At 49.0% G+C, this 18,993-nt stretch carries 17 protein-coding genes, 1 pseudogene and 1 other annotated feature; of the genes and pseudogenes, 8 read left to right on the top strand and 10 right to left on the bottom strand.

The window, feature by feature from the left end; all coding sequences use genetic code 11:
• Nucleotides 1-175: 175 nt before the first annotated feature.
• Nucleotides 176-2,749, bottom strand: a complete 2,574-nt coding sequence (gene clpB / locus C9J01_RS24695; protein WP_107300779.1) for an ATP-dependent chaperone ClpB — start codon at nucleotides 2,747-2,749, stop codon at nucleotides 176-178.
• Between the two features lie 121 nt (nucleotides 2,750-2,870).
• Here clpB and C9J01_RS24700 point away from each other — a divergent pair, with 121 nt between their 5' ends.
• Complete coding sequence (locus C9J01_RS24700) at nucleotides 2,871-3,194, top strand: hypothetical protein (protein ID WP_107300780.1); 324 nt, start codon at nucleotides 2,871-2,873, stop codon at nucleotides 3,192-3,194.
• Between the two features lie 66 nt (nucleotides 3,195-3,260).
• Here C9J01_RS24700 and pgeF read toward each other — a convergent pair whose 3' ends face one another.
• Both pgeF and rluD read right to left on the bottom strand, forming a co-directional pair.
• Nucleotides 3,261-3,986, bottom strand: a complete 726-nt coding sequence (pgeF, locus tag C9J01_RS24705) for a peptidoglycan editing factor PgeF (RefSeq protein WP_107300781.1) — start codon at nucleotides 3,984-3,986, stop codon at nucleotides 3,261-3,263.
• Between the two features lies 1 nt (nucleotide 3,987).
• Nucleotides 3,988-4,962, bottom strand: coding sequence for a 23S rRNA pseudouridine(1911/1915/1917) synthase RluD (gene rluD, locus C9J01_RS24710; protein ID WP_107300782.1), 975 nt, complete (start codon nucleotides 4,960-4,962; stop codon nucleotides 3,988-3,990).
• A gap of 140 nt (nucleotides 4,963-5,102) precedes the next feature.
• On the opposite strand from rluD, the gene bamD reads away from it, so the two are divergent.
• The 3 genes from bamD to pheA all read left to right on the top strand — a co-directional run bounded on the left by bamD (nucleotide 5,103) and on the right by pheA (nucleotide 7,993).
• Nucleotides 5,103-5,828: an outer membrane protein assembly factor BamD gene (gene bamD, locus C9J01_RS24715; protein WP_039468674.1), complete on the top strand. Its 726-nt coding sequence runs from the start codon at nucleotides 5,103-5,105 to the stop codon at nucleotides 5,826-5,828.
• 365 nt (nucleotides 5,829-6,193) lie between these two features.
• On the top strand, nucleotides 6,194-6,541 hold the full coding sequence (hpf, locus tag C9J01_RS24720; RefSeq protein WP_107300783.1) for a ribosome hibernation-promoting factor, HPF/YfiA family: 348 nt from the start codon (nucleotides 6,194-6,196) through the stop codon (nucleotides 6,539-6,541).
• Between the two features lie 125 nt (nucleotides 6,542-6,666).
• Nucleotides 6,667-6,789: a sequence feature (Phe leader region), on the top strand.
• Nucleotides 6,790-6,811: 22 nt separating this feature from the next.
• Nucleotides 6,812-7,993 (top strand): prephenate dehydratase, encoded by a 1,182-nt coding sequence (pheA, locus tag C9J01_RS24725; RefSeq protein ID WP_107300784.1) that lies wholly within the window; start codon nucleotides 6,812-6,814, stop codon nucleotides 7,991-7,993.
• A gap of 241 nt (nucleotides 7,994-8,234) precedes the next feature.
• On the opposite strand, the gene tyrA is transcribed toward pheA, so the two are convergent.
• Both tyrA and C9J01_RS24735 read right to left on the bottom strand, forming a co-directional pair.
• Nucleotides 8,235-9,374 carry a bifunctional chorismate mutase/prephenate dehydrogenase gene (gene tyrA, locus C9J01_RS24730; RefSeq protein WP_107300785.1) on the bottom strand — a complete coding sequence of 380 codons (1,140 nt, stop codon included), beginning with the start codon at nucleotides 9,372-9,374 and terminating at the stop codon, nucleotides 8,235-8,237.
• A gap of 28 nt (nucleotides 9,375-9,402) precedes the next feature.
• A complete protein-coding gene (locus tag C9J01_RS24735) occupies nucleotides 9,403-10,476 on the bottom strand; it encodes a 3-deoxy-7-phosphoheptulonate synthase (RefSeq protein ID WP_107300786.1) in 1,074 nt (357 codons plus the stop codon).
• A gap of 214 nt (nucleotides 10,477-10,690) precedes the next feature.
• Between C9J01_RS24735 and C9J01_RS24740 the strand changes: the two genes are divergently transcribed.
• The 4 genes and pseudogenes from C9J01_RS24740 to C9J01_RS24755 all read left to right on the top strand — a co-directional run.
• Nucleotides 10,691-12,391 (top strand): sensor histidine kinase, encoded by a 1,701-nt coding sequence (locus tag C9J01_RS24740; protein ID WP_107300787.1) that lies wholly within the window; start codon nucleotides 10,691-10,693, stop codon nucleotides 12,389-12,391.
• Nucleotides 12,388-13,101 (top strand): two-component system response regulator BtsR, encoded by a 714-nt coding sequence (gene btsR, locus C9J01_RS24745; RefSeq protein WP_107300788.1) that lies wholly within the window; start codon nucleotides 12,388-12,390, stop codon nucleotides 13,099-13,101. Before C9J01_RS24740 ends, btsR begins: the two co-directional genes overlap by 4 nt.
• 587 nt (nucleotides 13,102-13,688) lie before the next feature.
• Nucleotides 13,689-15,173 (top strand): carbon starvation CstA family protein, encoded by a 1,485-nt coding sequence (locus C9J01_RS24750; RefSeq protein ID WP_107300789.1) that lies wholly within the window; start codon nucleotides 13,689-13,691, stop codon nucleotides 15,171-15,173.
• 84 nt (nucleotides 15,174-15,257) lie between these two features.
• Nucleotides 15,258-15,591, top strand: a pseudogene (locus tag C9J01_RS24755) (carbon starvation CstA family protein); the annotation flags it as partial.
• Nucleotides 15,592-15,655: 64 nt separating this feature from the next.
• Here the strand turns inward: C9J01_RS24755 and C9J01_RS24760 are convergent.
• The 5 genes from C9J01_RS24760 to rpsP form a co-directional block, all read right to left on the bottom strand.
• Nucleotides 15,656-16,564, bottom strand: coding sequence for a hypothetical protein (locus tag C9J01_RS24760; RefSeq protein WP_107300790.1), 909 nt, complete (start codon nucleotides 16,562-16,564; stop codon nucleotides 15,656-15,658).
• 310 nt (nucleotides 16,565-16,874) lie between these two features.
• Nucleotides 16,875-17,228, bottom strand: a complete 354-nt coding sequence (gene rplS, locus C9J01_RS24765) for a 50S ribosomal protein L19 (protein WP_039468648.1) — start codon at nucleotides 17,226-17,228, stop codon at nucleotides 16,875-16,877.
• 37 nt (nucleotides 17,229-17,265) lie between these two features.
• A complete protein-coding gene (gene trmD / locus C9J01_RS24770) occupies nucleotides 17,266-18,012 on the bottom strand; it encodes a tRNA (guanosine(37)-N1)-methyltransferase TrmD (protein WP_039468645.1) in 747 nt (248 codons plus the stop codon).
• A gap of 21 nt (nucleotides 18,013-18,033) precedes the next feature.
• A complete protein-coding gene (rimM, locus tag C9J01_RS24775) occupies nucleotides 18,034-18,588 on the bottom strand; it encodes a ribosome maturation factor RimM (RefSeq protein ID WP_187463525.1) in 555 nt (184 codons plus the stop codon).
• Nucleotides 18,588-18,836: a 30S ribosomal protein S16 gene (gene rpsP, locus C9J01_RS24780; protein WP_039468642.1), complete on the bottom strand. Its 249-nt coding sequence runs from the start codon at nucleotides 18,834-18,836 to the stop codon at nucleotides 18,588-18,590. Before rpsP ends, rimM begins: the two co-directional genes overlap by 1 nt.
• Nucleotides 18,837-18,993 lie beyond the last annotated feature (157 nt).

Genomic DNA, 18,993 nt, shown 5'->3' on the forward strand with positions numbered 1-18,993 from the left:
CGACTATGTGGAAGCAGTGTTTACCAAGATCTATACCAAGAATATGTAAGGAAGACATATGGTTCACCTCTTTCAATTTACCTACCCCAAGCGTAGAGGCTTAAGAGTGAGGCGGACCATATAATTAGCCCTCCTATTTTAGGAGGGCTTCAATCGTTAGGCTGATGTGGGCTTGTTACTGCTTAGCTTCAATATGCCCTTCGTTCGCAACAATACTGATTGGCTTACCCGTTGCAAACTTGCCTGACAATATATCTTGAGCCAGTGGGTTTTCCACATATTGCTGGATGGCACGTTTTAGCGGCCGCGCACCAAATACTGGATCAAAACCCGCTTCGGCAATAAGATCCAATGCACTCTCATCCAATTCCAACTGGTAATCACGCTCTTCTAAGCGTTTCACCAAGCGGGCGATCTGGATGCTGGCAATATTCTTGATATGCTCGGCACCTAATGGGTGGAAGACCACGGTTTCGTCAACGCGGTTGATAAACTCAGGTCGGAAATGCTGGCCAACAACCTCCATCACGGTTTGCTTCATACCATCGTAATCCAACTCACCGAAGTGCTCTTGGATTCGGTCCGAGCCCAAGTTAGACGTCATGATCACTACGCTGTTACGGAAATCTACCGTCCTGCCCTGACCATCGGTCAAACGTCCGTCATCCAGTACCTGCAACAAGATATTGAAGACATCAGGGTGTGCCTTCTCAACCTCATCGAGCAAAATAACCGAATAAGGACGGCGACGAACCGCCTCTGTTAAGTACCCACCTTCTTCGTAGCCGACATAACCGGGAGGTGCGCCGACCAAGCGGGCTACAGAGTGTTTCTCCATAAACTCCGACATATCAATCCGCACCATGGCGTCATCACTGTCAAACATGAAGTGAGCCAGAGACTTACATAACTCGGTTTTACCTACCCCAGTAGGGCCAAGGAATAGAAACGAACCAATCGGACGATTTGGATCCGATAATCCTGCCCGGCTTCGACGAATCGCATTGGCGACAGCATCGACCGCTTCATCTTGGCCGATAACACGCTTGTGCAACGCTTCTTCCATACGAAGTAGCTTATCGCGTTCCCCTTCTAGCATTTTGGCGACCGGGATCCCGGTTTGACGGGACAGCACTTCCGCGATTTCAGCGTCAGTCACCTTGTTCTTAAGTAGGCTCATCTCCTGCATTTCGGCTTGGGCAGCCAAATCGAGCTGTTTTTCAAGCTCAGGGATTTTGCCGTACTGCAGTTCTGACATCCGGTTCAAGTCGCCTGCCCGGCGGGCGATTTCCATGTCAGTACGCGCTTGCTCAAGCGCTGTCTTGATATGCTGAGTGCCAGACAAAGCGGCTTTCTCGGCATTCCACACTTCTTCTAACTCGGCGTATTCACGCTCTTTTTTGTCGAGCTCTTGGCGCAGATCGTTCAAACGCTTCTGGCTGGCATCATCACTCTCTTTTTCCAGCGCCTGCTGCTCGATCTTAAGTTGGATGATGCGGCGCTCTAGGCGATCAAGGGATTCCGGCTTGGAATCTATCTGCATGCGGATGCTTGAGGCTGCTTCATCAATCAGATCGATCGCCTTATCCGGCAGTTGGCGATCCGAAATATAGCGGTGCGAAAGGCTAGCTGCGGCCACAATAGCTGGATCGGTGATCTCTACATGGTGGTGCAGCTCATAACGCTCTTTCAGGCCACGCAAAATCGCTACCGTGTCTTCTACAGTAGGCTCATCCACCAGCACCTTCTGGAAACGACGCTCAAGCGCAGCATCCTTTTCGATATATTGGCGGTATTCATCTAATGTCGTCGCACCGACACAATGCAGCTCACCACGGGCCAACGCGGGCTTGAGCATATTCCCCGCATCCATGGAGCCTTCACCTTTACCGGCACCGACCATGGTATGGAGCTCATCAATAAACAGGATGATGCTACCTTCTTCCTGCGATAACTCATTCAGTACTGACTTCAAGCGCTCTTCAAATTCACCACGGTATTTAGCACCGGCAATCAAGGAGCCCATATCCAAGGAAAGTACACGCTTATGACGTAGTCCTTCGGGCACCTCGCCATTTACGATGCGCTGTGCCAAACCTTCTACAATCGCTGTTTTACCTACCCCAGGCTCACCGATGATCACTGGGTTATTCTTGGTACGGCGCTGCAATACCTGGATAGTACGGCGAATTTCATCGTCACGGCCAATAACAGGGTCGAGTTTGCCCTGCTCGGCTCGCTCGGTCAGGTCAATGGTGAATTTTTCCAGTGCCTGACGGTTTTCTTCCGCGTTAGGATCATCGACATTCTGGCCGCCACGGACTTTTTCAATTGCCTGCTCTATTTTGTCTGCGGTCAGGCCTTTCTCTTTCAATAGTTGACCTAGCGGGCCTTTGTCGTCCACTGCCGCCAAGATAAATAGTTCAGACGAGATATATTTGTCTTTGCGTTTTTGGGCCAGCTTATCGCACATGTTGAACAACATGCCCATACCATGTGATAACTGGACATCACCGCCAATACCGCTCACTTTTGGCAGGCGATCCAATAGCTCGGATAAACCAGAGCGCAATTGAGCGATATCGACATTCAATAGGGTAAGAAGTGGCCGGATGGTACTGCCATCCTGATTCAACAGCGCCACCATCAAGTGGGCTGGTTCGATATACTGATGGTCCCGTCCCAATGCTAGCGATTGAGCATCAGAGATTGCCATCTGGAATTTGCTAGTAAAACGGTCAAGACGCATAAGTCCTCCTATCTTCTCTCACGATAAGATATGGTGGCCTTGCTCCTACTTTTCAAGCCAAATATTCCTCTGTCAATTTTCATGCTGCCGATTTCCTGCATGAATCGCCCTTGCAACCTTAATGGCCTCATCGACGGTATTGGCTCAGCGCGATATTCAGGAAACCCGCCAGCAGGCGCGACAGGAAGCCCGCATCGAAGCAAGGACAGAAGCCCGTATCGACAACCGCCGCAATGCGGTACCGAATAACAGCAATATCATCATCATTAACAATGCCATGCTAAGAACCGTTAGCTACAAGGGTGTTGTATTGCTGCATGACAGCATTAACCAACGCTTCTACCGAGCTGTTGGCAACGGCTATGAACCGTATACCGTGCCTTACGGTGCCCAAGTCGTCGAATTGTCACCCGCTACGCCAACCCAAATCACCCTGATCCAATAACATCAAGATATAAAAAAGCCCTGCACAGGCAGGGCTTTAAAGGAAGCAAGTAAGATTGAGGTGAGGCTACTCCAACCAGATCAAGGTTGTCTGGCGACCAGTCACCCCATCACGCCGATATGAGAAAAACTTCTCGGCATCGGAAAAGGTACAAGCATCACCGCCAAATACATCATTCACAGACACACTCGCCAACCGCTGGCGTGCCAGCAGATACAAATCAGCCAACCACTTTTCGCCATGTGGCTCAAAGCCTTGAGCGGCATCTGGATCATGGGCAAGGAACTGTTCACGTACCTCTCCCCCAACCTCAAAGGCTTTGGGCCCAATAGCTGGACCTAGCCAAGCCATGATTTCCGAGCCTGGAACTGAAAACTGAGCAACAGCCTGTTCAATAATACCGTCAACCAAACCACGCCACCCGGCATGAACCGCTGCCACCTGAGTGCCTTGGCGATCGCACAGGATCACTGGTAGGCAATCGGCCGTCATCACTACGCAAGGAAGGTGTTTCTGTGCAGTATAACTGCCGTCAGCATCCAACACCTCGGCGCTCGGCTTCTTAAGGTTGACCACATCGGTGCTGTGAGTCTGATTCAGCCAAACAGGTGCAGTCTCAAGACCGAGTTGCTGCTGTAACCACTGGCGGTTTTGCAACACAACCTCAGGGTCATCCCCAACATGGTTACCAAGATTCAAGCCTCGGTACGGACCAGTGCTATTACCGCCTTTACGTGTTGTCGCAATGGCTTTCACATTGGCTGGAGCCGGCCAGTCGGGAACAATCCACATATCAGTATTCTTCCTCTTGGTGCTCTTCTTTGTCTTTGCGCAAGATGCTGATCATCGCAACCATATCAATCGGTAATGGAGCACGCCATTCCATCAACTCACCCGTAATAGGGTGCTCCAGGCGAAGCATGCGGGCATGTAGTGCCTGACGATCGAAAGCACGAAGAGCCTGAATCAACTCATCAGAGGCATTTTTCGGCGGACGTGGACGACCACCGTAAATAGCATCACCAATCAATGGATGGCTCAGGTAAGACATATGAACACGGATCTGGTGGGTACGGCCCGTTTCAAGACGTAGAATGATACGGGTATGCTCACGGAAGTGCTCAGCTACACGGAAGCGGGTGATTGCCGGCTTGCCAAACTCACTCACCGCCATACATACACGCTTGGTCGGGTGACGGCCAATAGGCTTGTCTACCGTACCACCACCTGTCATCTTACCCATGGCAATCGCTTCGTATTCACGGGTAATACGGCGCTTTTGCAGTGCGCGGACAAGGCGGGTCTGCGCCTGAATTGTTTTCGCCACCACCATGAGGCCAGTGGTATCTTTATCCAAACGGTGGACGATACCGGCACGCGGTACCTCGGCCAAAGCCGGGCAATGATGAAGCAGCGCATTCAGTACAGTACCATCCGGTGTACCTGCCCCAGGGTGGACAACAAAGTCACGCGGCTTATTGATGACAATAATATGCTCGTCTTCGTGTACAATATCCAACGGAATATCTTGAGCTTCCCAGCGGACTTCGTCCTCGATCTCCGCCTTGATAAACAGCTCTTCACCGCCCATCATTTTCAAACGTGGCTTCGTCGTGACTTCCCCATCGACAGAAACCATGCCATTTAGGATCCACTCTTTGATCCGTGAGCGGGAATAATCGGGGTATAATTCAGCGATAACCTGATCAAGGCGCAAGCCAAGTTGACTATCATTTACTGTATTTGTTAACTCTATCTGCTGTGCCATAGCGAACTTTTTTAAAAAGCGTGGGACTAAACGTCAAACGCTGCGTAAAATAACATAATAGTGTCATTGTATCTGTTAACGGCTCAGACCGTAATGGATCCGCCGAAATAAAATTATTTATCAAGGAAACAGTCGCCGCAATGAAACGCCTGACTCTATCGTCTCTTCTTGCCGTCGCCATACTTTCAGGCTGTTCAAGCACGGAAGAAGTGGTACCGGACGTACCGCCATCTGAACTTTATGCCACTGCCCAGCAGGCCCTGCAAAGCGGTAGCTGGACAACCGCCATTGAACGACTGGAAACATTGGATTCCCGTTACCCGTTCGGCGCTTACTCTGAACAGGTTCAGCTTGACCTGATCTATGCCTACTACAAAAACGATGATCTTGCTTTGGGTGAAGCAACGATTGATCGTTTCAACCGCTTGAACCCTGCCCATGAGAAAGCTGACTGGGTATTGTATATGCGCGGTCTGACTAGCATGGCGCAAGACCGAAGCTTTATGCATGACTTGTTCAATATCGATCGCCACGATCGCGATCCAGAACCTGCCCGTAAAGCATTCCGTGACTTCAAACGCTTACTAGAGCGCTACCCGAACAGTCGCTATGCTGCCGATGCACAGGCACGTATGGTCTTTTTGAAAAACCGCCTGGCTGACTACGAGCTAGCCGCTGCTGACTTCTACCTACGTCGTGAAGCCTGGGTTGCTGCCGTCAATCGCTCCCAGCTTATTCAGCGTGAGTACCCGAATACTGAAGCTGCCCGTAAGTCCCTTCTGATTATGGAAAGCGCCTACGAAAAACTCGGCTTGAGCGAGCCGCTGGAAAACACCCGCAAGCTTATCGCACTCAACCCAGTTTAATAGACAGGTCTCCGACCATAAAAAAACAGCAGCCTTATGGCTGCTGTTTTTTATGAATCTCGGTAATCATTATCGAAGCGCTAATGACAAGCTGGTCAATTTTAGTCCAAGTGGTTGTTATAAATCGAATAAAGTCCCTGAATAGCACCAGCCACCAGCGTTCGTTCTTTCCTCATACTGCCCCAACTTTCTATCCGCCGACAAGCACTTTCTTCAAACTTTTTTGCAACAAACAAAGCTCGATCACAGAATTTTTCTGGACAATATTTTAACAATACAATCGTGATCCAGATCACATTATTGATTCCTGAATTTAGTAATCTGAAGTCAACCCAACGAAGGGTAGCAAAAGAGGAAAGATAATTATGACAGTAGACATTACCGGCAAAAACCTTGATATCACCCCTGCTATCCGTGAGCGTATTGAGTTTAAATTCAAGAAGTTAGAAAAGTATCAAGTTCCACTCATCAGCAAACACGCTGTTATCAGCACCGAGCCAAACCGCCAATTTAAAATTGAAGCATCTGCTGCTATTCCGGGAGGTCAACTAGTCGCCTCAGCAGAGCATGACGATATGTACGGTGCGATTACTGAGGTATACCAGAAGCTGGAACGCCAACTGAACAAACAAGCTCACAAACCAACGGCACGCCGTGCAAGCCACAGCAACAAGCCGCAGATTGAAGAAACAGAAGCCGAAGAAGAAGCATAATTATTCAAGAGGATTTTATAAACAGCCCTGCCTTGCAGGGCTGTTTAGTTTCTGCTTGACAACCCTTCCTAGGCTTAATAATGTTGAGCCATACCTAACTCAAATTCACAACATTTAGTATTTATGCAAATGACCCAACTGTTTTTCTTTAGCTTCTTTTTTATGTCACCTTAGTGGGGGCTATTCGTTACGCAAGAAACAAGCTAAAGACGAACAGACAGCCTCCTTCACCAAGGGGGCTTTTTTGTATGAATAAGACAGGGAGCGACAATGACAGAACCGCAGTATTCGCTGGACGAGATCCGAACCAACGTCAGCCGTATCGATAACGAAATTTTAAAGTTGCTTGCCGAGCGCCGCCAGCTTAGCCTCGAAGTCGCCATGAGCAAGATCCAAACCGCCAAGCCGGTGCGCGATCAAACCCGCGAGCAAGAACTATTGCTCCGATTGATTGAAACCGGTCAGTCGCTGCAGTTGGATGCCCAGTACGTCACCCAGATCTTCCATACCATTATCGAAGACTCCGTCTTGTTCCAGCAGGCCTTCCTGCAAAAGATCGCCAACCCAGAGAGCTTGCAACCTGTCGCCCGCGTCTCCTTCCTCGGTGCCAAAGGCTCCTACTCCAACTTGGCCAGCCGCAGTTATTTCAGCAAAAAGCAAACCAAACTGGTGGAGATCAGCTGTTCGACCTTCCGCGACGTGCTGCACACGGTAGAAATTGGCAATGCCGACTACGGCGTGCTGCCTATCGAAAACACCAGTTCAGGCTCTATCAACGAAGTCTACGACTTGCTCCAGCACACCAGCCTGTCGATTGTTGGCGAGATCAACCAACCCATCGAGCACTGCCTGCTAGCTGCGGTTGATACCAAACTGGAAGACATCGATACCCTATACTCGCACCCGCAACCACACCAGCAGTGCAGCGAGTACCTGCATTCAATGGGCAATATCACCCAGGAGTACTGCTCGAGCACTGCAGAAGCAATGAAGCAAGTGGCTGAACTCAAGCTACCGAACGTGGCTGCTATCGGTAATGCCTCAAGCGGCGAACTGTATGGGCTGACTCCAATCAAGACCAATATTGCCAACCAGCAAGAAAACTACACCCGCTTTATAGTTGTTGCCCGCAAGCCAGTGGAAGTGACCTCGCTGATCCCAGCCAAGACCACCCTAACCATGTCGACGGCGCAGAAAGCCGGTTCATTGGTAGAGTGTCTGCTAGTACTGCGTAACCTTAATATCAATATGACCAAGCTAGAGTCGCGTCCGGTCATAGGTAACCCGTGGGAAGAGATGTTCTACGTCGATGTCGAAGAGAACCTCAAATCAGAAGTGATGCAAGAAGCTTTGGAAGAGCTAACCCGCCTGACCCGCTTTATCAAAGTGCTGGGCTGCTACCCAAGCGAGAACGTCAAACCGGTTGATCCAGAGACGGGTGATTTGATCTAAGGCTGTTACCTCTAGCGAGAGCACCAGCACATCACTGGATGGGAATTTCAAAAACGCGGTAAATACATCCATGTAGCTCCAACCTGACTTCCCTGTCAGGTAGGTTTTGAAATTCCATCCAGCAATATGCCACTCTCTAAGCTACAGGCTCTAGGGCTCTAGGACTCTAGGCTCCAAAGACTAAAAAGCCCACGCACTGCAAAGTACGTGGGCTTTGTTGTTCATGTCGAAGGCGCTTTGCTTAGCGACCTGACGAGGTACGGTGAGTCGAGTCGTTCGCCTGTCTAAGTAATCCCTGGCTCTCGGTTAAAAAATGCTGGGCGTAATCCCCAAACCAATTTTCAACCCGGCCAAAGGCCTGCTTGAACGTCTCTTTGTCCTGGTTGTCCAGCATCGCAATGGCTTCGCCAAAGCGTTGGTGGAAACGCTTGATCATCGCGATGTTCTGCGGTGACGACATAATGATATCAGCATATAGCTGGGCATCCTGAGCAAACAGACGGCCAACCATCGCAAGCTCCAAGCGGTAAATCGGCGAGCTCAGAGACATCAGCTGCTCAAGCTTCGGATCTTCCTCAGCAAGGTGCACCCCATACGCAAAAGACGTAAAGTGGCGCAGTGCCTGAATCAAGGTCATACCTTCATCATGCTCGATGGCACTAATACGGTTGAGGGTCGCACCCCAAATCTGGATCTGCTCCAGCAACCACTGATAACTTTCCGGGTTACGGCCATCACAGTAAGCCACTACCTGCTTGGCCAAACTAGCAATGTCAGGACCAAACATTGGGTGCAAGCCGACAACCGGACCACGATGCACTTCCAACATGGCTTGCAACGGGCCACTCTTCACCGATGTCAGATCGGCAAGGATACAGTCTTCCGGCAGGTTGCCTAGTTTAGCAATAATAGTTTCGGTGATATTGATCGGCACCGATACCACTACCATACCGGCATCGGCCAGCAGTTCATCTGCCCTATCCCAGTCTTGGCTACCTAGCTTGCGTACCTGATAACCCGACAGTTCAAACAGACGGCAGAACAAACCACCTAACTGGCCGTGACCACCGACAACCACAATCGGGCGCAGCTCGGGCTTGAGGCATTTGAAGCCAGAATCATTTTCACTGGCATAAGACTCACGCATGGTACGGCGCAGGATATCTTCAATTAGATCCGGCGGTACGCCTTTGCTTTCAGCCTCCTGGCGACGAGAAGCGAGCATTGCCGCTTCACGATCAGGGGCATAAATCGGCAAGCCATGCTGACTTTTTACATGGCCGACCTCTTCGACCAGTGACAGACGGCGAGCAAGCAGCTCAACCATCTGGCGGTCGACATCATCAATTTGATCTCTTAGTTTACTCAGTTCAGCAACCATCTATGGCTCTCTGCTTTAGGTGGCGAAATTAGTCTTCAACACGCTCTTGAAGGAATGGCGTTAGCTCCTGGTGTGTATGGCGAAGCAGGGTATCGGTCGATTCCCAGTTGATACACGCATCGGTGATAGACACACCGTAAGCCATTTCTCCACGCGGAAGATCCGCACTCTGGTTTCCTTCATTAATGTGGCTCTCCAGCATCAAACCGATAATGGACTTATTGCCCTCACGGATTTGGTGGATCACATCTTCAGCAACCAACGGCTGACGACGGTAATCCTTGCGGGAATTAGCATGGCTACAGTCTACCATCAGCGAAGGAGAAAGACCTGCCGCATTCATCTCGTTTTCACACTCAGTCACAGAGACAGAATCGTAGTTGGTCTGTTTACCGCCACGCAGGATAACGTGACCATCTGGGTTACCTTGGGTATTCAAAAGCGCAACCTGACCATCACGGTTAATACCCATGAAACGGTGGCCTGATGCCGCAGCCTGCATTGCATTAATCGCCGTGCCCAAGCTACCGTCAGTACCGTTCTTGAAGCCAACAGGCATAGACAGGCCACTCGCCATTTCACGGTGAGTCTGGGATTCCGTAGTACGGGCACCGATAGCCGCCCAACTAAACAAATCACCAAGGTACTGCGGGCTGATTGGGTCAAGGGCTTCAGTCGCTAGCGGGATCCCCATTTCAACTAGGTCAATCAGTAGCTGACGACCAATGTGCAGACCTTCTTCCACTTCGAACGAACCATCAAGGTGCGGGTCATTGATAAGGCCTTTCCAACCTACCGTTGTTCGCGGCTTTTCAAAGTAAACCCGCATCACAATGTACAGCTGATCACTCAACTCTTCCGATAGTGCTTTGAGCTTCACCGCATAGTCTTTGGCGGCTTCAACATCATGGATAGAGCACGGGCCACATACCACCAGCAAGCGGTGATCACGTTTGTGGATGATATCGGCAATCGTCTGGCGAGATTCACGAATAAAGTTCAGGGCATTGTCACTCACCGGCAGTTTGCTACGCAGCTCTTGTGGGGTGATCAGTACCGACTCATTTTCGATGTGGACGTTGTTCAACTGGTCTTTTTGCATGCGGGCTTCCCTGTAAACTAATTAATACAAAACTAAAAGAAAAAACAGGACTGCCCTGTTGTTAGGCTGAAGATAGCAGGCTTAAGGTAACAATTGCAACCTCTGTAAAGAAAAAAATCCACTGTAAATATAAATTTACACCGTGAGCTTTTTTGGCGGTATCCAGCAAAGCCAGTTACCATAATGGCAATGCTCACTCGCACTCCCTACGGCAATGGAACTAATTTTTTCTCTCTTACAGCAACTCAGCGTGTACCTGGTACTGGCCTACCTGCTCAGTAAAACCCCGCTGTTCATGCCCCTGACTTCAATCTCAGGCCGGTTATCACAGCGCTTTACCTGCTACATCCTGTTTTCCCTCTTTTGTATTTTAGGCACTTACTTCGGATTACACATAGAAGATGCCATTGCGAATACCCGAGCGATCGGTGCTGTGATGGGGGGATTACTCGGCGGGCCCGTGGTTGGCTTTGCTGTGGGGTTAACCGGAGGCCTCCACCGCTATACCCTTGGTGGGTTTACCGATTTAGCCTGCGCGATATCCACCACGGCCGAAGGGCTGATTGGAGGGATCATGCACAGTTACTATGTCCGCCGTGGGCAGGCTGACCAGATCTTCCGCCCGCAGGTGGTCTTTGTAATTACTCTGGTAGCCGAAATCGTCCAGATGCTGATCATCCTTGCAGTTGCCCAGCCGTTTGAGAAAGCCCTCGGTCTTGTCAGCGCCATTGCACTGCCGATGGTTATTGCCAACTCGGTGGGTGCAGCATTTTTCATGAGCATCATCCAAGACCGCAAAACCATTTACGAAAAATACTCAGCTGCATTTTCAAGCCGCGCCTTGAAAATCGCCCAGCGATCAGTGGGGATCTTCAGCCAAGGCTTCAATGAGCAGAGCACCAAGAAGATCGCCAAGATCATCTATGAAGAAACCGGGGTCGGTGCCGTTGCCATTACCGACCGTGAAAAAATCCTTGCCTTCATCGGGATCGGTGATGATCACCACCTACCGGGGACACCTATTTCTTCCGGCTACACTCGCCGCGCCATTGATGGCTGTGAACTGGTTTACGCCGATGGTTATGATATCCCCTACCAATGCTCACTCCATGAAAAGTGTAAGCTTGGGTCCGCCTTGGTGATCCCCCTGGTTGGCGGTAACCATGAGGTCCTTGGCACCATCAAACTCTACGAGCCAAAACGTAAGCTGTTCTCAACCGTCAACCTGACTTTGGGAGAGGGGATCGCCAAGCTGCTGTCCAACCAAATCCTGACAGGCCGCTATATCCAACAGCAAAACCTACTGACCCAAGCAGAACTGCGTTTGCTACAAGCTCAGGTAAACCCACATTTCCTGTTCAATGCACTCAATACCATCAACTCGGTAGTCAGGCGAGATCCAGATAAGGCCCGTCAGTTGATCCAGCACCTGTCGCAGTTCTTCCGCCGTAACCTCAAGCAAAATATCGAAACGGTGACCCTGCAGGAAGAATTGCAGCACATCCATGCCTACCTAGAAATTGAACTGGCCCGCTTCTCCGACCGACTCAGTGTTGAGGTCAACGTTGCTGATGAATTAATGACGCTGAAAGTCCCCACCTTTACCCTCCAACCGCTGGTTGAAAATGCGATCAAACACGGCACCTCATCACTATTGGAAAATGGTAAAATCACTATCAACGGCTTTATCGAACAGGATCACGTTATCCTCGAGGTCGAAGACAACGCCGGGAACTATGCCCCCATTGGGGAAGAAAGTGGCCTTGGTATGAAGATTGTCGATAAACGCCTGAAAAACATGTTTGGTAAACAATATGGCCTGACCATGACATACCAAACCCACGAATGGACCCGGGCAACCATCACACTGCCTGTTGATACCCTCACACACCGTAACGGAGAACACGCGGCATGATTAAGGCCCTTGTCATTGATGATGAAAAATATGCCAGGGAAGAGTTGATCGACCTACTGGAAGAGAATGGTTCGATTGAGGTGATTGGAGAGTGCACCAATGCCATTGAGGCACTGAAGAAAATCAATGCCCTCAAGCCTGATGTTATCTTTCTTGATATCCAGATGCCGCAAATCACGGGTATCGAGATGTTAAGCATGCTTGACCCCGACACCATGCCAAAAGTGGTTTTCGTTACCGCCTACGACGAATATGCCCTTAAGGCATTTGAAGATAACGCCTTTGATTACCTGCTTAAGCCAGTGGAAACCTGCCGCTTAACCAAAACCATCAAACGCTTGGTCAGGGAATGCCAACCCGCCGACTACTCGCCGCTAATCAATGACATGCTAGAGTTGATCCCCTGTAGTGGCCACAACCGGATCTTGCTGCTCCGCCCCGATGAAATCGAAACCGCTTATTCTGACTTGAGCGGTGTTCACGTCGTCAGCAGTGATGCCGAAGCCACAACCCAACTAACGCTGAAAACGTTAGAGGAGAAGACACCGTTGATCCGTTGTCATCGCCAATATCTGATCCATCCCACCGCCATCAGGGAGATCAGGCTATTGGAAAATGGCCTTGCAGAAATAACCACGCAGGGAAACCATCAGGTCCCCGTCAGCCGCCGCTACCTCAAAGAACTCAAAGACCGCTTCGGCCTGAGCTAGCGCCCAGAATCACTTCGGGCCTTCAAAGTTCATCCGGCGATCGAAGCCTTGTTGCCAGAAGGAGGTGAATAATCCACCTTCTTCTCGGCGAAACTCACACGCCTCCAATCCATTTTGCCTTCGAGGCCCAGTTGTTCGAGCCGCTCGTAGAAACAGTATTGGTTGATAGCTGATGGCATCCTCACGGATAACTGGCGTGGTCAGTAATAGGCCGGTATTTTAGCCTGTCTAAGTAGTTAACACATGTCGCCCAGAAAGCAATACAGGCCTTTTTATACAATAACTTAACTTGTTTCAGAGGACCTTAATTGCGCGCGCAAAGCCCCGACAGAGATCACGGTTTTAAATTTTACCTACGACCACTTAATCCTCGGGAAAACCGCTCACCCAACTCGATAAAACCGCTTAATAGTCTTATCGACCACTCACCCTGCCATACAACCACTCACCCCTTTATCGGGTGAATATTGATACCAAGCGCGTAGGATGGCAGCTATCAAAATAAGTTTTGCGCAGTTGCCGAGGGTGTTTAGGCACGGAACGCAAAGCTAAACCAACCCACTCCAATAGGATTAGAGAGACAAGATATGGCCTGGTTTCTGATGTGTGTCGCAGCGCTGGTAGGTGGCTACTTCATCTACGGTGCATTTATTGAAAAGATCTTCGGTATCAACGAAAAACGCCAAACACCTGCCTTTAGCAAGCAGGACGGCGTTGACTACGTTCCAATGTCGAACAAGAAAGTTTACCTTGTTCAGCTACTTAACATTGCCGGTGTTGGCCCGATTTTCGGCCCAATCATGGGTGCACTGTACGGCCCAGCTGCGATGCTGTGGATTGTACTAGGTTGTATCTTCGCTGGTGCTGTACACGACTACTTCTCAGGCATGCTATCTGTTCGTAACGGTGGTGCATCTGTACCAACCATTACTGGCCGCTACCTAGGCAATGGCGCAAAACACTTTATGAATATCTTTGCCATTGTTCTTCTACTGCTAGTTGGTGTGGTCTTCGTTTCAGCGCCTGCAGGCATGATCACTAACCTAGTCAACGAGCAAACCGGCATGGGCATGTCGATGACAACCATGGTTGTTATCATCTTCGCCTACTACATCATCGCGACAATCGTTCCTGTTGATAAGATCATCGGCCGCTTCTACCCACTGTTCGGCGCGCTGCTAATCTTCATGTCTGTTGGCCTAATCACAGCTATCGCCTTCTCTAGCGAGCACACACTGCTTGGCGACTACGAGATGAGCCAGATGTTCACCAACATGAACCCGAACGACCTACCACTATGGCCAGCCCTATTCATCACCATCGCTTGTGGTGCAATCTCTGGTTTCCACGCGACCCAGTCACCACTGATGGCACGTTGTATGGAAAACGAGAAGAACGGCCGTTTCGTTTTCTACGGAGCAATGATTGGTGAAGGTGTTATCGCCCTTATCTGGTGTGCTCTGGCTCTGTCTTTCTTCGGCTCAGTAGAAGCACTATCTGATGCGGTTGCCAACGGTGGTCCAGGTAACGTGGTATACAGCTCGTCTATCGGCCTACTAGGCGTATTCGGCGGTATCATTGCTTTCCTAGGTGTAGTTATCCTGCCAATCACTTCAGGTGACACAGCGTTCCGCTCAAGCCGCCTGATCCTAGCTGAATACTTCAACATGGAGCAGAAGTCACTGCGTAACCGCCTACTAATGGCACTACCACTGTTTGTTATCGGTGGTATCCTGACCCAAGTTGACTTCGGTATCATCTGGCGTTACTTCGGCTTTGCCAACCAGAGCACCGCAGTAATGATGCTGTGGACAGCTTCAGCTTACCTACTGCGCCACAACAAACTGCACTGGGTAACCACGGTTCCAGCTATCTTCATGACTACGGTATGTATTACCTTCATCCTGAACAACGGCCAACTAGGTTTCGGCTTACCGATGACGGTATCAACCATCGCAGGTATCGTAGGTTCACTATCTATCGCGGGCTACGTCATCAAGCGCTCTAAAGGCAAAGGTGAAACTGACCTTGCTGACGAAGAGAACGTCGAAGGCAGCACAGAAACCGCTTAAGTTTTTAGTTCCCCCTAAAACATAAAAACCAGCCGCAAGGCTGGTTTTTTTGTAACTGGAGAACAGGGCTGTAAATGGCTGCCCGTTATCAGAGGCACTCTGACTCAAGTTGACTACGGTATCATCTGGAGCAAAATAGGTTGTGCCAACCAGAGTGCCGCGGTAATAATGCTATGGACGGCTTCGGCTTACCTACTACGCCACAACAAGCTGCATTGGGTAACCACTGTACCAGCTATTTTTATGACCACGGAATGTATTACCTTCATCCGGAAATAGCCATCTAGGTTTCGGCCTGCCAATGAGAGTATCGACTCTCGCAAGCTCACCAGCTATCACAGGCTGTGTTATCAAGCGTTCTAGAGGCAAAGGCGAAGAGAACGCAGAGAAGGAAGTACTGAAAGCGCGTAAGTTTTAGCTCCCCCTAAAACACAAAAAAACCAGCCGCAAGGCTGGTTTTTCGTTTATCACTTTAGTGTTACCTACTCAGGTAGGTGAACTGGAGTTGTAGTGAAAACTACTTCCCCGTCGATAGAATACTCTTCCAGCACTTGCTCTTTAAAGTACTCATCAACAATTTCACCATCTTCTTCATCAGTCGTATTAATTACTGATTTTACAAGAAGGCCGCTTTCAGTATCGATCCACTGCTCAAAGATCTCAGTTTCTGTCCAAACTTCACCATCTACATTACCGTTAAGTACAGAGTGAACTGTGAATGAACATGCTTCAACCGGAATACCGTTTACATCAATACTTTCAATACCATTGTATGTAACTTGACGCTTATTCTGTCCATAAATCACACGATCAATCAACTCACCATCAATAAAGAAGGAAAATTCTGAAGAATAGTTTGCTTCAGTGATTTGACCTTTATCTGAGCCAAACAGCCACATTGGAGCTGCGGGAGAGTTCACATCGAAGTCTTCTTCAAAAACACCCCCATAATTACCACCATAATAATCACCAGCATGGAAGACTGATTGAGATGACTCGTCAATTAGATAGTAATCAAAGTTCTGCCATGAATTACTACGTGACTTTGAATTTGGGCGTGTTTGTGTACGACTTTGTACACCTACTGGGCTCTCTGAATAAGAGTAAACAGTTTCAACTCGAGTTGCTGATTTATGCTCTTCAAAATCAATGTCTGTTGTAATGATATAGTTTTCTGTATTTGGATAGAACGAACCTTCAGTTTCGTATCGAGTTTGCCATTTTGCTGTGTGCGTAGAGTTTTCCCACAATGCAGGATTGAAACAAACCTCTGCCTCACCACCTACTGGCGGCTTACCTGTATTGCCATCACCGCCAGAACTTGAAGAACCGCCACAACCGGCAAGAAGAGCAGTTGCTACTGCTACAGACGCAATTGTAAATTTATTCATTATTAGTAACTCCTATGTATATAGCGTTACTAATCATCCTGAATGAAGACTGAGCCGCAATGCATCATTCATTTCAATATGTAAAATACGAATAAGATATAATCAAAATTTATATTATTTTTGACTTTTAGCTGACACAAGTAAATAAAACCTTTTAAATCAATGGCATGAATGTGTTACCAATAACATTAAGCCGCTCCGGATGGGGGGATTTCATATATTGGATCAGCCAATAAATTCTCAAATTTCATGCATAAAAAAAGCCCACCTTGCGGTGGGCTTTTTCATTAAACGTCTTACGCGTCGCGAATTACTTAGAAGTAAGCTTCTCGCGGATACGTGCAGATTTACCTGAACGCTCACGTAGGTAGTACAACTTGGCACGACGTACTGCACCACGACGTTTAACAGTAATGCTGTCAACGATTGGAGAGTGAGTTTGGAACGCACGCTCAACGCCTTCACCGTTCGAGATCTTACGAACAGTGAACGCAGAATGTAGACCACGGTTACGCTTAGCGATTACAACGCCTTCGAAAGCCTGTAGACGCTCGCGGTTACCTTCTTTTACCTTAACCTGAACAACAACAGTGTCACCTGGTGCGAATTCTGGTAGGTCATTTTTCATTTGCTCTTGCTCAAGAGCTTTGATGATATTACTCATTTGGTATATACCCTAGAATAAACTGATACTAAATTAATTAAATGCTTGCTTTATGTTCGCGGATAAACTCCGCCAGCAAGAATTCCTGATCGTCAGTCAGAGCTAGGTTTTCCAGGAGCTCTGGTCTTCTCAGCCAGGTTCGGCCCAGCGATTGTTTCAACCGCCAGCGGCTAATGTCCTTGTGGTTGCCAGACAACAAGACCTTAGGGACTTCCTGCCCGTCCAACACTTCAGGACGCGTATAATGAGGGCAATCTAGCAAACCATTGGCGAAAGAGTCTTCTTCCGCTGACGCAAAGTCACCCAGCACACCCGGTACAAACCGGACGACTGCATCGACCAAGGTCATGGCTGGCAGTTCGCCACCCGTCAGCACAAAATCGCCGATAGACCATTCTTCGTCTACCTCTTGTTGGATAATGCGCTCATCTACCCCTTCGTAGCGGCCACAGATAAGAATTAGATTCTCGTTCTGCGCCAACTCCTCAACACCCGCTTGATCAAGCTTACGGCCCTGAGGTGATAGGTAAATCACTTTAGCCTGGCCTTCAACGGATTGCTTGGCAGTGTGAATGGCATCGCGCAAAGGCTGCACCATCATCAACATGCCTGGTCCGCCACCGTATGGTCGATCATCAACCGTCCGGTGTTTGTCGTGGGTAAAATCACGAGGATTCCACGTTTCCACTGACAAGAGGCCTTTTTTTACCGCCTGGCCTGTTACCCCAAAATTGGTAATGGCATTAAACATGTCAGGAAACAGGCTGATTATGCCTACCTTCATTTGTTCACCTATTACCGGGGATTAAAATCCAGGATCCCAGTCAACTTCGATCCGCTGAGCAGTGCGATCAATCGACTTGATGACCTGCTCATCGAGGAACGGGATTAAACGTTCCTTCTGGCCAAAAGCATCCTTCAGGTTGGCTTTGACTACCAAGACGTCGTTGGAACCTGTTTCCAGGATGTCAGTGACTTTACCTAGGTCGTAACCTTCGGTAGTGACCACTGTCATTCCATACAACTCACGCCAGTAGAACTCGTCATCTGACAGTGCTGGTAGTTGTTCTGCCAAAACGTAGACTTCAGCATTAGTGAATTTCTGGGCATCCTCACGGATATCCAGACCTTCAAGCTTAGCGACTAACCCCTGACCATGGCGTTTCCACGATTCAACGCGGAACTCCTTCCACTCACCCTTAACTTTGATAAACCAAGGCTGGTAGGAAAAAATGCTTTCAGCTTCTTCGGTGTAAGAAAAAACTTTGAGCCAACCCTTGATGCCATAAGTGGAACCAAGTTTGCCAACAATAATGCGGTCTTGTGTACTCATTGCTTCTCTATTACCTGACATGCTAATTAAGCCGCTTTAGCAGCGTCTTTGATTAGCTTAGCTGCGCGGTCAGACACAGTTGCGCCTAGACCAACCCAGTGGTTAACACGGTCAAGGTCAAGACGTAGACGTTCTTCCTGACCCTTAGCTAGCGGGTTGAAGAAACCAATTTTTTCAATGTTACGACCGTCGCGAGCAGCGCGAGAGTCAGCAACAACGATTTGATAGAATGGACGCTTCTTAGCGCCGTGACGTGCCAAACGAATGGTAACCATATCGTCCTCTTTGCATTACTGTAAATGAAATCGGCCCCGCCAGGGATACTAACGGGGCCCGTGCCAAATTAAGCTCGGGAATTTTACTCTTTAAACTGACGAATGCAACCGCTTTAGCTAAATTTTCACCAGTTTAATTATGTTGACTTACCCAAGC

The sequence above is a fragment of the Photobacterium rosenbergii genome (genome assembly GCF_003026455.1).
Taxonomy (GTDB): Bacteria; Pseudomonadota; Gammaproteobacteria; order Enterobacterales; family Vibrionaceae; genus Photobacterium; species Photobacterium rosenbergii.

Coding starts and splice junctions, on each gene's coding strand:
- tyrA (WP_107300785.1), bottom strand. CDS start 9,374: ATGGTTGCTGAACTGAGTAAACTAAGAGATCAAATTGATGATGTCGAC.
- hpf (WP_107300783.1), top strand. CDS start 6,194: ATGACAGTAGACATTACCGGCAAAAACCTTGATATCACCCCTGCTATC.
- C9J01_RS24735 (WP_107300786.1), bottom strand. CDS start 10,476: ATGCAAAAAGACCAGTTGAACAACGTCCACATCGAAAATGAGTCGGTA.
- btsR (WP_107300788.1), top strand. CDS start 12,388: ATGATTAAGGCCCTTGTCATTGATGATGAAAAATATGCCAGGGAAGAG.
- rluD (WP_107300782.1), bottom strand. CDS start 4,962: ATGGCACAGCAGATAGAGTTAACAAATACAGTAAATGATAGTCAACTT.
- bamD (WP_039468674.1), top strand. CDS start 5,103: ATGAAACGCCTGACTCTATCGTCTCTTCTTGCCGTCGCCATACTTTCA.
- trmD (WP_039468645.1), bottom strand. CDS start 18,012: ATGAAGGTAGGCATAATCAGCCTGTTTCCTGACATGTTTAATGCCATT.
- C9J01_RS24740 (WP_107300787.1), top strand. CDS start 10,691: ATGGAACTAATTTTTTCTCTCTTACAGCAACTCAGCGTGTACCTGGTA.
- clpB (WP_107300779.1), bottom strand. CDS start 2,749: ATGCGTCTTGACCGTTTTACTAGCAAATTCCAGATGGCAATCTCTGAT.
- C9J01_RS24750 (WP_107300789.1), top strand. CDS start 13,689: ATGGCCTGGTTTCTGATGTGTGTCGCAGCGCTGGTAGGTGGCTACTTC.
- C9J01_RS24700 (WP_107300780.1), top strand. CDS start 2,871: ATGGCCTCATCGACGGTATTGGCTCAGCGCGATATTCAGGAAACCCGC.
- pgeF (WP_107300781.1), bottom strand. CDS start 3,986: ATGTGGATTGTTCCCGACTGGCCGGCTCCAGCCAATGTGAAAGCCATT.
- pheA (WP_107300784.1), top strand. CDS start 6,812: ATGACAGAACCGCAGTATTCGCTGGACGAGATCCGAACCAACGTCAGC.
- rplS (WP_039468648.1), bottom strand. CDS start 17,228: ATGAGTAATATCATCAAAGCTCTTGAGCAAGAGCAAATGAAAAATGAC.
- rpsP (WP_039468642.1), bottom strand. CDS start 18,836: ATGGTTACCATTCGTTTGGCACGTCACGGCGCTAAGAAGCGTCCATTC.
- C9J01_RS24760 (WP_107300790.1), bottom strand. CDS start 16,564: ATGAATAAATTTACAATTGCGTCTGTAGCAGTAGCAACTGCTCTTCTT.